Here is a 14,442-nt window from a genome sequence, read left to right on the forward strand (position 1 = left end):
CGGTGCCGGCGGCGCCGGCGGGCGCTCAGTACCAGTCGTCGCCGGTGCGCTCCCGGTAACGGGCGACGAACCCGCTCTCGCCGAGGCGCCACTCCTCGGCACCGTCGGCGTGCGAGAGCTGGAACGCCGGCATGTACTCGATCACGTCGTTCGTGAATGCGCTCTTGAAGGTGAGCACGCCCTGGCCGGGTGCTTCGGGCTCGGCTGGTGGCGGCACGTGCCCGAGGTCGTAGCGTTCGATGCCGGATGCCGCGAGGTCGCGCATGATCGCCCACTGCAACAGGCGCGAGGCCATGAGCTGCGGCTGGTCGCGCAGCGAGCCGCCGTCCTTGAACCACGCACTCCTGCCGAAGAGGGTGACGAACGCCCCAGCCACGGCCCGACCGTCATGCCAGGCGAAGTACAACCGGCCGCGGTCGTCGTCGACGAACGTATGCCACACCCGATCGAGGTAGTCGGTCGGCCGGAAGAACGCGCCCGACCGCTCCTCGGTCTCCCGCACGAGACTGAGCATGCACCGTCGATTCTCGTCGGTGAGCGGTACGCGGCCCGTGACGACGCCGTTCCGCTCGGCGATCCGGATCTCATTGCGCGCGCGCTTCTTCATGCCCGCGAGGATCCGCTCCTCGCCCCCGGCGGTCTCGACGACGACGGCGTACCGGTACTGGGAAGCGCGCGTGGGGAGCCATCCGTGGGACTCGAAGGCGGCGACGAGCCGCTCCTCGCGCGGCTGGTACACCTCCATCTTCGTCGCGAACGCCGTGCCCCGGTCGGCGCGGATGCGCTCGGTGAGTGGTCCTACATCGTCGGGAGCGAGACCGCTCACGCGGGCCAGGTGCCGCAGGGTGCCGAATCCCTCGGCGTGGCGCTCGAACACGAGCACGGGGTAGTCGCACTCGGTGCCGAAACCGCGCTGGGACGCATGCCACGGGCCATCGGACCGGACGGTACCCCACGTGCTGCTCTGCATGAAATGCGGCGACGTGTGCGTTGCGAGCACACGATCGTCCCACTCCACCGAGACATTCTCCGTTTGAGCCGTTCGCACTGTGCCCCCATCCCCGGACATCCCAGATCGATCCGCCCCGCCCTTGGGATGTACGGCTCTTGGCGCACAGTTTAGGGCGTGGACGCGTCCGGCAGGCGGACTCCACCCCGATAGTTCGGATATCGCCGCCGCGTCGTCTGGCCTGCCGGCCCGAGCCGACCTAGTGTGGTGGACATGGGCGAACCCCGGCTTGAACTCGACGGCGAGCAGGTGAGCGCGCGGCTGCTGCCCGAGCGCGGAACTCACGGCGGATACACCCTCATGATCGAGGGCACGACGCAATCGCACGTCAATCCGCTCGATCCCCTCGATCTCCAGCTCGAGTACACGCGCGTGATCGCATCGGTGATCGACGGATGCCGCGAGCGCGGGCTCCCCATCCGGGTCCTGCACCTCGGCGCAGGCGGCCTCACCATCCCGCGCTACGTCGGCGCCAGCCGCCCGGGGTCGGTGCAGCATGTCGTGGAGCTGCACCGGGAGCTCTTCGACTTCGTGCTCGACGCACTGCCGCTCGACGACGAGATCGAGCTCACGGTCGAGTTCGACGACGGTCGCGCCGCGGTCGAGCGCGCGGCGCGCACCGGCGGCGGCTACGACCTCGCGATCGTCGACGTCTTCTCGGGCAGCGTGGCTCCCCGGCACATGTCGACGGCGGAGTTCTTCACCGAGCTCCGGCAGCTCCTCGCGCCCGACGGCATCATCGTGGTCAACACGCTCGCCGCACCCGGACTCGTGATGAGCCGGGAGGTCGGTGCGACGCTCGCGTCGCTCCATCCCGTGGTCATCGCCCTCGCCGCTCCTTCCGTCGTCGCCGACGCGAGTCCCGGCAACGTCGTGTTCGCGGCATCCGGAGCCCCGCTGGCCGAAGACGAGATCGAACGAGGTGCGAACAGCGGCCCGCGCCCGATCGACCTCTTGCGCGCCGCCGCGCTCGACGCGTTCATCGCCGGCGCTCCGGTGCGCCGCGACGACGACACCCTGGACTGAGCCATGCCCGGCCGCGGCGCCGTGCAGCGGGCGAGGTCGGTCGCGCTGGGAGCCGTGGCCGTCGCCGTCGGCGCGGCCCTGATGGCGTCGCCCGCCACGGCACAGCCAGCCGATCGTGAGCCCTCGATCGGGCCGGGGCTCGAGTGGGTCGCCCACCGGGACAATCCCTTCCGGCAGGGTGACGATCCGAACTTCATCAACGCGGATCTCGCGTTCACGGGCGACTACCTCGTGCAGGGCAACTTCGCCGGGTTCTCCCTCTGGGACATCGCCGACCCCGCGGCGCCCACCCTCGCGAGCGCCGTCTCGTGCCCCGGTGGCCAGGGCGATGTGAGTGCCGTCGGCGACCTCGTGTTCGTCTCGATCGACGAGCCCATGTCCGACGACTCCTGCGAGGCCGCGCGCGTGCCAGAGACCGTGGAGCACTGGGAGGGCATCCGGATCTTCGACATCAGTGATCCGAGCGAGCCCCGCTATGTCGCTGCCGTGCGCACGCGCTGCGGTTCGCACACGCACACGGTCGTGCCGGATCCCGCGAGCTCGGCGCGGGTGTTCGTCTACGTGAGCTCGTACAGCCGCGGCGCATCCATCGACTGCACGGGCCGGAACCCGCTGCAGATCGTCGAGGTCCCGCTCGACGCCCCCGAGGACGCCGCCGTCGTGGGAGCCCTCGACCTCTTCGACGATGCCACGGCGTTCGGGCCCGAGGATCGCGTCGCGGGCGGCGCCGAGACCCGGTCGACCACCGGATGCCACGACATCACCGCCTACCCGGCCAAAGCGCTCGCGGTGGCGGCGTGCCGGGGTGACGGGCTGCTCCTCTCGATCGCCGACCCGCTCGCCCCCGTCGTGCTGCACCGCGTGCGCGACCCCGCCGTCGCATTCTGGCACTCGGGGATCTTCGACAACGACGCGACCCGGATCGTGTTCCAGGACGAGCTCGGCGATGGCTTCATCAACACGTGCTCGCCCGCCTTCGGCGCCGATCGCGGCGCCGACGCGGTCTGGCTCATCGAGCCCGGCGGCCTCACCAAGGTCGGCACCTTCAAGCTGCCGCGCACCCAGTCCGACCTCGAGAAGTGCGTCGCCCATTCGGGAGGACTCGTGCCCGTGCCGGGGCGCTTCATCGTGGCGCAGGCGTGGCTCGAGGGCGGGGTCTCCATCATCGACTTCACCGACCCGGCCGCACCGGTCGAGCTCACGTGGTTCGACCGCCCGGGCTACGGCTACTCGATGGACTACACGGCGGGCATCTGGGCCGTGTACGCGTACGACGGGTACCTCTACGCGAGCGACATGTACGAGGGGCTCGAGGTGCTGCGCCTCACGGATCCGCTCTTCGCCGACGCCGCCCGGTACGACAGCGCCGGCCTGAACCCGCAGACCCAGCCCGAGTACGCGTGGGTGTGGCGCGAGGCGCCCGTGGTGCCGACGGCGAGCGCCGAGCGCGCCCCGCTCGAGACGCTCTCGGTGGAGCCCGCCGAGCTCGAGCCCGCAGCCACGGCGACCGTGACCGTCTCGCTGCCCCCCGGCTCCCTCACGCCCGGCGAGACGGCCGACGTCTGGTGGATGCCGACGCAAGCGGTGCTGGCGACCCTCACGGCGGGCGACGACGGATCCCTCGCCGCTGCCGACGTGACCGTGCCCGGTCCGCTCGAGCCCGGACGGTACGACCTCGTGGTGCGCGGCGACGCGTCGGCGCCGCGCATCGCGCTCGCGAGCGTGGAGGTGGCGGCACCTGCCCCGACCCCCGAACCCGCACCCGCCGACGGCGACGACGCGTCGTGGTGGCCGTTCGTGGTCGTTCCGGCCGTGGTGCTCCTGATCGCGGCGGGCGTCGTGGTGGTGCTGCGCCGAAGGGCGGTGCTGCGGCGCCGCAGGACGGCGACATGAGCGAGCGGATGCCGCGGCACGGCCTCGCCCTCAGCGCCGCCCTCGCGGGCGTGCTCGCGGCCGCGCTGTCCGTGACGGGGTGCACGGCGCACGCGCCCGACGACACCGGCACGGCGACCGGGTTCGTGACCCCGTCTCCTCCCGGTGGCGGAACCCGCACCGACGATGAGCGCGGCGACGACGTCACCTCGGAATCTGGGACGACCGCGGTCGACCTCGAATTCATCGAGGCGATGATCGCGCATCATGAGCAGGCCGTGGAGCTCACCGCCCTCGCGCACGGGCGCACAGCCGACCAGGAGCTCGCCGACCTCGCCGGCCGGATGCACGTGGTGCAGGCGGCAGAGGCGAAGGCGATGCGCTCATGGCTCGACCGGCGACGCACGCGCGACCTGCCCGGCCACGAGCACGATCACGACGAGACGATGCAGGGAGAGATCAGCCGCTCGACCCTCGACCGCGCCGCGGAGCTCGAGGGGGCGGCCTTCGACGAGCTGTTCATCGACACGATGGTGGCGCATCACCGTGGTGCGATCGAGATGGCCGAGGCTCGGCTCGCGGAGCAGGGAGACCCCGCCGTCGGGCGGTGGGCGCGCGCGATCGCGACCGCCCAGGCGCTCGAGGTCGATCGGCTCCTCGAGATCGAGGCGCGGCTCGACTCGGAGTGAGGCGACTTATCGCCCGAGGAGCTTCTGGAGCGCCGCGAGCTCCTCCTCGCTCGGCGCGCCCTTCGCCCCTGCCGCTCCGGCACCCGCGCCCGCACCGAGGCCGAAGCCCGATCCGGCGGGAGCTGCCGGCCCGGCGGGCGCGCCTGAGGCGAGCGCCGCGTTCTCGGCCGCTCGCTTGGCGGGATTGCCCGAACGGGAGCCCGAAGACTTCTTGCCCTTCGGCGGCCGCTTTCCGCCGCCGGAGAAGCCCGCGCCCGGGATCGGACCCATGCCCGGGATCTGCGGCATGCCGCCTCGTGCGACGGTCTTCATCATCTTCGCGGCCTGCTCGAAGCGGGCGACGAGCTGGTTGACGTCGGTCACGGTCATGCCGGAGCCCCTCGCGATGCGAAGCCGTCGTGATCCGTTCAGGAGCTTCGGATTGCGCCGCTCGGCGATGGTCATCGACTGGATGATCGCCTCGGTGCGCACGATCTCGCGCTCGTCGAAGTTCTCGAGCTGCTGCTTCATGCCGCCCGCGCCGGGGAGCATGCCGAGCATCTTCTTGATCGAGCCGGCGCCGCGCAACTGCTGCATCTGGGCGAGGAAGTCTTCGAGCGTGAACTGGTCGGTCGCGAACTTCTCGGCGACCTTCATCGCCTCTTCCTCGTCGAAGGCCTGCTGGGCCTGCTCGATGAGGGTGAGGATGTCGCCGAGGTCGAGGATGCGGCTCGCCATGCGGTCGGGGTGGAACGGCTCGAAGTCGTCGAGCGACTCGCCGGTGGACGCGAAGATGATGGGACGGCCCGTGATGGACGCGACCGAGAGCGCGGCGCCGCCGCGGGCATCGCCGTCGAGCTTCGTGAGAACGACGCCCGTGAAGTCGACGCCCTCCTGGAACGCCTTCGCGGTGTTCACGGCGTCTTGGCCGATCATCGCGTCGATGACGAAGAGCACCTCGTCGGGCTTCGTGGCGTTGCGGATGTTCGCAGCCTGCTTCATGAGCTCGGCGTCGACGCCGAGACGACCCGCGGTGTCGATGATGACGACATCGTGGTGGCTGCGCTCGGCATGCTTCACGGCGTCTTTCGCAACCTTCACGGGATCGCCGACGCCGTTGCCGACCTCGGGCGCGAAGACCGGGACCCCGGCCTGTCCGCCCACGACCTGCAGCTGGTTCACGGCATTCGGGCGCTGGAGGTCGGCTGCGACGAGGAGCGGCGTGTGCCCGTCTTTCACGAGCCACTTCGCGAGCTTGCCGGCGAGCGTGGTCTTACCGGTTCCCTGGAGGCCGGCGAGCATGATGACCGTCGGCGGGTTCTTCGCGAACTGCAGTCGACGCTGCTGGCCGCCGAGGATGCCGACGAGCTCTTCGTTGACGATCTGCACGACCTGTTGCGCGGGGTTCAGCGCCCGATTGACCTCATCGCCGAGCGCGCGTTCGCGCACCTTGGCCGTGAACTGCTTGACGACGTCGAACGAGACGTCGGCGTCGAACAGGGCCCTGCGGATCTCGCGCACGGTGCCGTCGACGTCGGATGCCGAGAGCTTGCCCTTGGTGCGGAGGTTCTTGAAGGTCTCTGCGAGCCGGTCAGAGAGGGTTCCGAAGGTAGCCATGATCCATCGATTCTAAGCGAGCCGGCCGAACCCGCTCGCCGATCGGGCGACCGCTGGTCCGCGGCCGCGTTCGAAGCCTGCCGGGTCGGCGAGCACCGGTTCGAATGCGAGCTCGGCGGCACCGATCATGAGGATGTCGCGGCCGAGCGCAGGTCGCTCGAGTCGCACCGAGGCGAGCGGTGCATCGAGCGACGTGGCCGCGAGTGCTGCCCGCACGGTGTCGGGGGCCGCATCGAGCAGGATGCCGAGGAAGCCGCCGAGCAGCACGAGCTCGGGATTCAGCACGTTCACGATGCCGCCGATCGCGACGCCGAGGTAGCCGGCCTGACGCTCGATCTCGGCGCTCAGGCCACCGCCGTCGGCGCGCACGCGACGCTCGAGCTCCGCATCGTCGACCGTTCCCAGTTCGCCGAGCTCGAGCAGCCGGCTTCGGCGCACCTCCGACTCGAGGGTGCCGGAGAGGCCGGCCGTGTCGACGTGGTCGGAGCCGCCGACCCGCAAGTGCCCGAACTCCCCCGCGTACCCGTCGAGACCGCCGAGCAGACGATCGCCGGCCATGATGCCGCCGCCGATGCCGCTCGCGCCGCCGTTCATGTACACGAGCTCGCCGATGCCGCGCCCGGCGCCGAAGAGCCGCTCGGCGAGCGCGCCGAGGCTCGCGTCGTTGGCCGAGTAGGCGGGCAGCGACGTGGCGGCGGCGAGCTCGGCGGCGAGCGGAGCGTCACGCCAGCCGAGGTGAGGGGCGTGCCGCACGAGTCCGTCGGAGGCCCGCACGAGCCCCGGCACCGCGACGCCGATGCCGGCGACCGTTGCGCCGCCGCCGGCAGGGACCTCGGCCGCCGACCATTCAGCGAGCCGGCCCGCGACGAGTGCCACGACGGAGTCGACCGACGGCACCTCGCGTTGCAGGTGGCGTTCCCTGCGGAGGATCTCACCGCCGAGTCCGACGAGCGCGAGCTCGACGGCGTCGACCTCGGGGTTGAGCGCGAGCACGGCGACATCCGGCCGGGGCGCCACGACGGGCGACGGCCGGCCAACCTGCTTCGTCGACTCGGGCTCGGTCTCGGCGACGAGCCCGAGTTCGACGAGCTCGGCCACGAGCGCGGCGATCGTTGAGCGGTTGAGGCCCGTCGCCCGGGTCAGCTGCGAGCGCGCGGACCCGCGGTCGTGGTGCACGAGGCGCAGCACGGTGGCGAGGTTGTGCCGCCGCACGTGGTCGAGGTTGTTGCCCCGTGCACTCATGGTCACTCCGGAATCGTGCGCGTGCGGATGAGCTCGGCGTACCAGTGCGCGCTCGCCTTGGGAAGCCGCTCGAGGGTGTCGTAGTCGACCCGCACGATGCCGAACCGCTTCGAGTAGCCGTAGCCCCACTCGAAGTTGTCCATGAGCGACCACACCTGGTAGCCCCGCAGGTCGACTCCGCGCTGGATCACCCGGTGCGCAGCCGTGAAGTGCCGGCGCAGGTAGTCGATACGGTCGTCGTCCTGCACGACCGGCCCATCGGGGCCCTCGGTCACGACGTCGTCGAAGGCGGCGCCGTTCTCGGTGACCATGAGCGGCAGCGACGCGTAGGTCTCGTGCAGCGAGACGAGGAGGTCTTCGAGGCCCGAGGGGTCGATGTTCCAGCCCATCGCGGTGTAGGGCCCCGGTTGCACGAGGAACTCCACCTCGCCGGATCCGGGCCACGTGGTGCCGCCCACGTCCTTGTGCCCGTCGGCGTTCGCCTTCGGCGACGTGCCGTCCCACATCTGCACGGTGACCGTCGAGTAGTAGTTCACGCCGAGCAGGTCGATGGGCTGGGCGATGAGCTCAGTGTCGCCTGGGCGCACGAAGGACCAGTCGGTCACGTCGGCGGTGTCGGCGATGACGTCGGCCGGATAGCCGTCGCCGAGGAGCGGTCCGAGGAACACCCGGTTGGCGAGCCCGTCGATGCGGCGTGCCGCCTCGGCGCCCGTCGGGCCCGACGGACGGACGACGTGGAGGTTCAGCGTGATCGAGTACCCGGGGTCGTTCGTGACGACCTCGCGCAGCGCAGCCACCGCGAGTCCGTGCGCGAGGTTCAGGTGATGCACGGCGGCGAGCGCCTTGGCACCATCGGTGAGCCCGGGGGCGTGCGCACCCGAGCCGTAGCCGAGGTACGCGCTGCACCACGGCTCGTTGAGCGTCGTCCACACGGTGACCCGGTCGCCGAGGCGTTCGCCGACGAGGCGCGCGTACTCGGCGAACGCCTCGGACGTGGCACGATTCGTCCAGCCGCCCTCGTCTTCGAGGGCCTGCGGCAGGTCCCAGTGATACAGCGTGGCGATGGGACGGATGCCGCGGGCGATGAGCCCGTCGACGAGGCGCTCGTAGAACGCGAGCCCCGCCTCGTTCGCCGGCCCGCGGCCCGTCGGCTGGATCCGCGGCCAGGCGATCGAGAACCGGTACGCCTCGAGCCCCAGGTCGCTCATGAGGTCGAGGTCGGACTCGAGACGGTGGTAGTGGTCGTCGGCGACGTCGCCGGTGTCGCCGTTCCAGATCTTGCCGGGAGTGTGGCTGAACGTGTCCCAGATCGAGGGCCCGCGACCGTCTTCGTCGACCGCCCCCTCGATCTGGTATGCCGCCGTCGCCGACCCGAACACGAACGTGTCGGGGAAGACGAGGCCTGCGTCGCGGTAGTCCGCGTTGCCCGTGGTCATCTCTGCAACTCCACTTCACCGTCGACCGACTCGATCTCGCCGGGCGTCCCGATCACCTTAGCGACGAAGTCGCGGCCGTCGAGCGAGCGCAGTCGCACCCGATCGCCGCGTCGTTCCGCCTCGAACGCGATCAGGGTTCCATCGGGCTCGACGACCTGCACGGATTCGACGCCGTCGACTCCGCCCGGCGCGACGGCGAGCGTGAGCCCGGTGCCATAGGCGTAGTCGGGCCGATCGCGGCGCGCCCCGAGCGGCAGCACGGCACCCCCACGCACGTAGAGCGGCAGCGAGTCGAACCCGTGCTGTTCGCGGCGCCAGCAGCCACCCTCGACGACCTCGCCGCTGAGGAGTGACGTCCACGTACCGGCCGGCAGGTAGACGTCGACCTCGCCGTGCTCCGAGAACACGGGGGCGACGAGCAGGTCGGGGCCGAGCAGGTACTGCCGGTCGAGGTAGGCGGCACCGGGGTCGTCGGGGAACGCGAGCTGCATCGGCCGCATCACGGGGATCCCCCGCTCGTGGGCTTCGATCCCAGCCCGGTAGAGGTAGGGCATGAGCGACATCTTGAGCTCGGTGAACCCGCGGGCCACGTCGACGGCCTCGTCGTCGAACGACCACGGCACCCGATAGCTCGTCGAGCCGTGCAGCCGCGAGTGGCTCGAGAGCAACCCGAACGCGAGCCAGCGCTTGAACACCGCGGCATCCGGGGTCCCCTCGAATCCGCCGATGTCATGGCTCCAGAACCCGAAGCCCGACATCGCGAGCGAGAGGCCGCCGCGAAGGCTCTCGGCCATCGACACGAAGCTCGACGAGTTGTCGCCGCCCCAGTGCACCGGCATCCGCTGTCCGCCCGTCGTCGCCGACCGCGCGAAGACCACCGCCTCGCCCTCGCCGCGCTCTTCCTCGAGCACCGCGAACACCGCCTCGTTGTAGCGCTGCGTGTAGAGGTTGTGCATCGTCTCGGGGTCGGAGCCGTCGTGCCAGACGACGTCGATCGGGATGCGCTCGCCGAAATCGGTCTTCAGGGCGTCGACGCCCTGGCGCAGCAGCCCGCGGAGCTGCTCCTGGAACCACGCCGTCGCGTCGGGGTTCGTGAAGTCGACGAGCGCCATGCCGGCCTGCCAGAGGTCCCACTGCCAGACGCTGCCGTCGGGACGGCGCACGAGGTAGCCGGCGTCGCGGGCGACGTCGAAGAGCGCCGAACGTTGGGCGATGTAGGGGTTGATCCACGCGCTGACCTTGAGCCCGCGATCGCGGAGGCGGGCGAGCATGCCCTCGGGGTCGGGGAAGGTGCGCGGATCCCACTCGAGGTCGGTCCAGTTGAACTCGCGCATCCAGAAGCAGTCGAAGTGGAAGACCGAGAAGGGCAGGTCGCGCTCGCGCATCCCGTCGACGAACGACGCGACGGTCTCCTCGTCGTAGTCGGTCGTGAACGACGTCGAGAGCCACAGCCCGTACGACCACGCGGGCACGCGAGCGGGGCGCCCGGTGAGCGCGGTGTAGCGCTCGAGCACCTCGACCGGGGTGGGGCCGGCGATGACGAAGTACTCGAGCGACTCCCCCGCCGTCGAGAACTGCACTCGCTCGACGGCCTCGGAGCCGACCTCGAACGAGACATGCTCGGGGTGGTTCACGAGCACGCCGTAGCCGCGGTTCGAGAGGTAGAACGGCACGTTCTTGTAGGCCTGCTCGCTCGAAGTGCCGCCATCGGCGTTCCAGATGTCGATGGTCTGGCCGTTCTTCACGATCGGGCCGAAGCGCTCGCCGAGGCCGTAGACGAGCTCGCCGACGCCGAGGTCGAGCTGCTCGTGCACGTAGTGCGCGGCGGTGGCCAGTCCCGTCGTCGAGATGCCCGTGACGCCCGTGGGCTCCGCCATGACCGGCGCGCCTGCGCCGAGGCTCATGTATCCGACGGCCTTCGGCCCGCTCGCAGTGAGCAGGCGGCCCTCATGGGAGAATTCCAGGCGCCACGGATGCCCCGCGCTGACGCGTGCCGTGAGACCGCCGGTCGTGAGCGTGCCGCCTGCGGCATCCGTCTCCGCCGTACCGGTTCCCTCGACGGCGCCGGGCAGGTCGAAGCCCGGCGAGGACTTGCCGCCGCGGTGATGCTCGATGCGCACGCCCACGACGCCCTCGAGCGGCGAGGAGAGCGTGACGGTGAGCACCGGACGGTTCAGGACGTCGCCACGCTTCTCGATGACCTTGGTGGGCGCGGTGACCACCAGCCGGTCGCCGCGTGCATCGAGGTCGTACGCCTCTTGAGCGTAGAGCGCGGTGACGCCGGGGCGAACTTGCCAGAACCCGTCGGTGAACTTCATTACTTGACTGCTCCTGCCGTGATGCCCCTGGTGAGAGTGCGTTGGAAGATGAGGAAGAAGATGAGGGTGGGCACGAGGCCGAGCAGTGCCGAGGCGCTCGTCGTGGTGACGTCCATGAGCCGATCGCCCTGCAGCACGCTGATCGCCACTGGCACCGTCTGGTTCTCGTTGCTCACGAGGAAGGTGAGCGGGATCAGGAACTCGTTCCACGTCCAGATGAAGAAGAAGATGAGCAGCACGCTGATCGTCGGACGGGAGATCGGCACGATCACCTGCCAGAGGATGCGCCAGCGCCCGGCGCCGTCGATCGCGGCCGCCTCGAGCACCGACTTCGGGAACGTCCCGTACACCGCGGAGAGCAGGTAGGTGCCGAACGCGCTCTGGATGACCGTGAAGATGATGATGACCGCCCAGACGTTGTTGTACAGGCCGACCTGCTTGAACATGTAGTACAGCGGGTAGAGCAGCGCCTCCTGCGGCAGCATGTTCGCGAGCAGGAAGAGCCCGATGACCCACGTGCGCCCGCGCACTCGCCCGATGCCGATCGCGAAGGCGTTCAGCACGCTCACGACGACGGCGAACACCGAGACGAGGCCCGAGATCAGCACGCTGTTCCAAAGCTTCTGGGGGAAGTCGACGCGCTCCCAGAACGCCACGATGCCGTCGAGGTAGATCTCGGCCGGCAGCTGCAGCGGCCCGCCGCTCGAATAGTCGGAGGGCGACTTGAACGAGTTGATGAGGATGAGCAGGAACGGGAAGGCGATGACGATCGCGACGAGCACCGCCCCGAGGAGCAGCACCCACTCGGTCACGGTGTGCGGCCGGCGGCGCCGCTTCGGCACCACCCGGTTCGCGTTGTCGGGCCGCTGGCCGGAGGTCGAGGTGGCGGTCACGATGCCGACTCCTTCCGCTCGGAGGAGAGCTGGAACCTGATGAAGACGAAGGCGACGACACCGATCACGATCGTGAGGGCGGTGGCGATGGTCGCGCCGTAGCCGACCTGTTGCGCCTGGAAGAACTCGCTGTACGCGTAGTACGCGGGCACGATCGTCGAGTCGCCGGGCCCACCACGCGTGAGCACGTAGATCGGACCGAAGACCTTCAGCGCCGCGATCGTGCAGGTGAGGGTCACGACGAAGATCTCGGGACGGATGATGCTGAGGGTGATCGCGCCGAACCGCTGGAACCAGTTCGCGCCGTCGAGTTCGGCGGCTTCGTAGAGTTCGGGGTCCACTCGCTGGAGCGCCGCCATGAAGACGACGATCGGATACCCGAGCTGCACCCACACGAGCACGACCATGATGCTCGCGAGCGCCGTGTCGGGATTGCCGAGCCAGTTCTGGGCGAGGAAGCCGAGCCCGACCGCCTCGAGGATCTGGTTGAGTGCGCCGTCGCCGGGCCGCAGCACCCAGCCGATGACGATGCCCGCGATGACGACCGGCAGGATCTGGGGCAGGTAGTAGGTGGCTCGGAGGAAGCTCGCCAGTCGGCCGCTGAAGCGACGCCCGATGAGGTCGAAGAGGAGGGCGGCGAGCACGAGGCCGACCACGGTGGGCAGCACGACCATCGCGACGATCATCGCGACGGAGTTGCGGAACGATGCCCAGAAGGTCTGGTCGCCGAACAGCTCGACCCAGTTCTCGAGGCCGATGAACTCGGGCGGGCGGATGCCGCGCCACTCCGTGAAGCTGAGGTACACGTTCCAGCCGAGCGGGATCAGCACGATCACGGTGACGAGCACGAGTCCGGGCACGAGGTAGAGCCAGTACCCGAGGCTCGCGCGGTCACCGCGATGCGGGATGAGCGGTTCCTCGGCGGCTCGCGCCGGTGCGCGCGTGCGCGGCGCTCGGATGAGCGGGATGGTTGCCACGGGAGTTCTCCTTTCGGGCGGGCGCGGAGGCTGCCCGGCCGGTCGAGCCGACCGGCCGGGCAGGAGGGTCACTCGCGGAAGTCCGCGACGTACCCGTCGTACTCCTCGCCGAGGCTCGTGAGCACGTCGTCGGGCGACTTCGTGCCGTTCACGAGCTCCTGGAGCTCGGCGACGATCGTGTCGTAGAAGGTCGGCGTGGGCCAGTCGGGGTAGAACGACAGGCCGTCGCGCTCGTTGATCGTGTTGAACTGCTCGATGAGCTCCTTGCTCTTCTCGTCGGTGATGTCCTCGATGTCGGCTGCGACCGGCAGGCCGCCGTTGTTGCCGAGGATCGCCTGGATCTCGGGCCGCATCGTGATCTCGATGAACTCGTAGGCGAGCTCGGGGTTCTTCGCGTTCGTCGGCACGACCCACATGTTGCCCGCGGAGCCGAGGTTCAGCTGCGACTCGGGGAACTCGAAGATGCCCCACTCGAAGCCGTCGATCTCCTCCTGGAATCGGCCGTACCACCAGCTGCCCGACACGAACATCGGCGCTTCGCCGCTGATGAACGAGACACCGGCGTCCTCGGCCTTCAGGCCCGTGATGTCCTTGGAGATGTAGCCCGCGTCGACCCAGTCGACGAGGGTCTGCGTCGCCTCGGTGAGCTCGGGTCCGTGCCAGTCGACCTCGCCCTTGTAGAGCTGGTAGTCGTCGACGAACGACCGGTCGGCCTTGCTCAGGGCGAGCTGGTACCAGAGCTGGCCGAGCGGGTACTCGAGCGCGGCCTCGGCGAGCGGCGTGGTGCCGGCATCCTTGAAGGTCTGCATCGCGGCCACGAATTCGTCGTAGGTCGTCGGAACCTCGACGCCGGCGGCGGTGAATGCGTCCTTGTTGTAGTAGACGGTCACGAACTCGCCGTAGTTCGGCACGCCGTACCAGGGGCCCGAGCCCATGATGCCGTCTTCGTCATAGCGTGCGGTGGTCTGCAGCGCGGGGGCGAGCTTGTCGTCCCATCCGTGCTCCTCGACCGCATCGGTGATGTCGGTGAGCAGGCCCTGGCTCGCGAGCAGCCCGGCGGTGCCGTTGCCCTTCGCGTACTCGAGGATGTCGGGTGCCTCGTCGGAGTTCAGCACCTGGCTCGCGGTCGAGCGGATCTGCTCGAATCCCTTCGCCTCGAACTCGACGGTGGCGCCGGTCTCCTCCTCGAAGACCTTGATCGCCTCGTCCCAGGCCTTGCCCATCGCGCTGTCTTCACCTTCGAAGTGCCAGAGGGTCAGCGTGTTGTCGTCTGCAGTGTCGCCGCCGCCCGCGCATCCCGAGAGGACGAGCGCGCTCGCGGCGATGACCGCCGCGAATGCCGTGGTCGTTTTCTTCATTTCTGCTACCTCCTTGTAGTGCCGCG

At 69.7% G+C, this 14,442-nt stretch carries 11 protein-coding genes; 3 read left to right on the forward strand and 8 right to left on the reverse strand.

Annotation, left to right across the window (positions count from 1 at the left end; genetic code table 11):
- Nucleotides 1–25: 25 nt before the first annotated feature.
- A complete protein-coding gene (locus QFZ29_RS09705) occupies nucleotides 26–1,018 on the reverse strand; it encodes a lipid II:glycine glycyltransferase FemX (RefSeq protein ID WP_306893919.1) in 993 nt (330 codons plus the stop codon).
- Between the two features lie 204 nt (nucleotides 1,019–1,222).
- Between QFZ29_RS09705 and QFZ29_RS09710 the strand changes: the two genes are divergently transcribed.
- Genes QFZ29_RS09710 through QFZ29_RS09720 form a run of 3 tightly spaced genes read left to right on the forward strand, consistent with a single transcriptional unit; the run spans nucleotide 1,223 to nucleotide 4,596 of the window.
- Nucleotides 1,223–2,035, forward strand: a complete 813-nt coding sequence (locus tag QFZ29_RS09710) for a spermidine synthase (RefSeq protein WP_306893920.1) — start codon at nucleotides 1,223–1,225, stop codon at nucleotides 2,033–2,035.
- 3 nt (nucleotides 2,036–2,038) lie between these two features.
- Nucleotides 2,039–3,928: an LVIVD repeat-containing protein gene (locus QFZ29_RS09715; RefSeq protein ID WP_306893921.1), complete on the forward strand. Its 1,890-nt coding sequence runs from the start codon at nucleotides 2,039–2,041 to the stop codon at nucleotides 3,926–3,928.
- Nucleotides 3,925–4,596 carry a DUF305 domain-containing protein gene (locus QFZ29_RS09720; protein ID WP_306893923.1) on the forward strand — a complete coding sequence of 224 codons (672 nt, stop codon included), beginning with the start codon at nucleotides 3,925–3,927 and terminating at the stop codon, nucleotides 4,594–4,596. The genes QFZ29_RS09715 and QFZ29_RS09720 overlap by 4 nt, the downstream gene beginning before the upstream one ends.
- Nucleotides 4,597–4,602: 6 nt before the next feature.
- On the opposite strand, the gene ffh is transcribed toward QFZ29_RS09720, so the two are convergent.
- From ffh to QFZ29_RS09755, 7 genes are all read right to left on the reverse strand, one after another.
- On the reverse strand, nucleotides 4,603–6,192 hold the full coding sequence (gene ffh / locus QFZ29_RS09725) for a signal recognition particle protein (protein ID WP_306893924.1): 1,590 nt from the start codon (nucleotides 6,190–6,192) through the stop codon (nucleotides 4,603–4,605).
- Nucleotides 6,193–6,204: 12 nt separating this feature from the next.
- Nucleotides 6,205–7,434 carry an ROK family protein gene (locus QFZ29_RS09730; RefSeq protein ID WP_306896680.1) on the reverse strand — a complete coding sequence of 410 codons (1,230 nt, stop codon included), beginning with the start codon at nucleotides 7,432–7,434 and terminating at the stop codon, nucleotides 6,205–6,207.
- A 2-nt stretch (nucleotides 7,435–7,436) separates the two neighbouring features.
- Nucleotides 7,437–8,870, reverse strand: a complete 1,434-nt coding sequence (locus QFZ29_RS09735; protein ID WP_306893925.1) for a GH1 family beta-glucosidase — start codon at nucleotides 8,868–8,870, stop codon at nucleotides 7,437–7,439.
- Complete coding sequence (gene yicI / locus QFZ29_RS09740) at nucleotides 8,867–11,188, reverse strand: alpha-xylosidase (RefSeq protein ID WP_306893926.1); 2,322 nt, start codon at nucleotides 11,186–11,188, stop codon at nucleotides 8,867–8,869. Before yicI ends, QFZ29_RS09735 begins: the two co-directional genes overlap by 4 nt.
- Nucleotides 11,188–12,084, reverse strand: a complete 897-nt coding sequence (locus QFZ29_RS09745; RefSeq protein ID WP_373426266.1) for a carbohydrate ABC transporter permease — start codon at nucleotides 12,082–12,084, stop codon at nucleotides 11,188–11,190. Before QFZ29_RS09745 ends, yicI begins: the two co-directional genes overlap by 1 nt.
- A complete protein-coding gene (locus QFZ29_RS09750; RefSeq protein ID WP_306893927.1) occupies nucleotides 12,078–13,058 on the reverse strand; it encodes a carbohydrate ABC transporter permease in 981 nt (326 codons plus the stop codon). The genes QFZ29_RS09745 and QFZ29_RS09750 overlap by 7 nt, the downstream gene beginning before the upstream one ends.
- Nucleotides 13,059–13,126: 68 nt before the next feature.
- Complete coding sequence (locus QFZ29_RS09755) at nucleotides 13,127–14,416, reverse strand: ABC transporter substrate-binding protein (protein WP_306893928.1); 1,290 nt, start codon at nucleotides 14,414–14,416, stop codon at nucleotides 13,127–13,129.
- Nucleotides 14,417–14,442: the final 26 nt, after the last annotated feature.

This window comes from Agromyces albus (assembly GCF_030815405.1).
GTDB classification, from domain to species: domain Bacteria; phylum Actinomycetota; class Actinomycetes; order Actinomycetales; family Microbacteriaceae; genus Agromyces; species Agromyces albus_A.

What these genes read in the sequence shown, in the direction of transcription:
- QFZ29_RS09715 (WP_306893921.1), top strand. Translation starts at nt 2,039, where the DNA reads ATGCCCGGCCGCGGCGCCGTGCAGCGGGCGAGGTCGGTCGCGCTGGGA.
- ffh (WP_306893924.1), bottom strand. Translation starts at nt 6,192, where the DNA reads ATGGCTACCTTCGGAACCCTCTCTGACCGGCTCGCAGAGACCTTCAAG.
- QFZ29_RS09730 (WP_306896680.1), bottom strand. Translation starts at nt 7,434, where the DNA reads ATGAGTGCACGGGGCAACAACCTCGACCACGTGCGGCGGCACAACCTC.
- yicI (WP_306893926.1), bottom strand. Translation starts at nt 11,188, where the DNA reads ATGAAGTTCACCGACGGGTTCTGGCAAGTTCGCCCCGGCGTCACCGCG.
- QFZ29_RS09755 (WP_306893928.1), bottom strand. Translation starts at nt 14,416, where the DNA reads ATGAAGAAAACGACCACGGCATTCGCGGCGGTCATCGCCGCGAGCGCG.
- QFZ29_RS09710 (WP_306893920.1), top strand. Translation starts at nt 1,223, where the DNA reads ATGGGCGAACCCCGGCTTGAACTCGACGGCGAGCAGGTGAGCGCGCGG.
- QFZ29_RS09720 (WP_306893923.1), top strand. Translation starts at nt 3,925, where the DNA reads ATGAGCGAGCGGATGCCGCGGCACGGCCTCGCCCTCAGCGCCGCCCTC.
- QFZ29_RS09735 (WP_306893925.1), bottom strand. Translation starts at nt 8,870, where the DNA reads ATGACCACGGGCAACGCGGACTACCGCGACGCAGGCCTCGTCTTCCCC.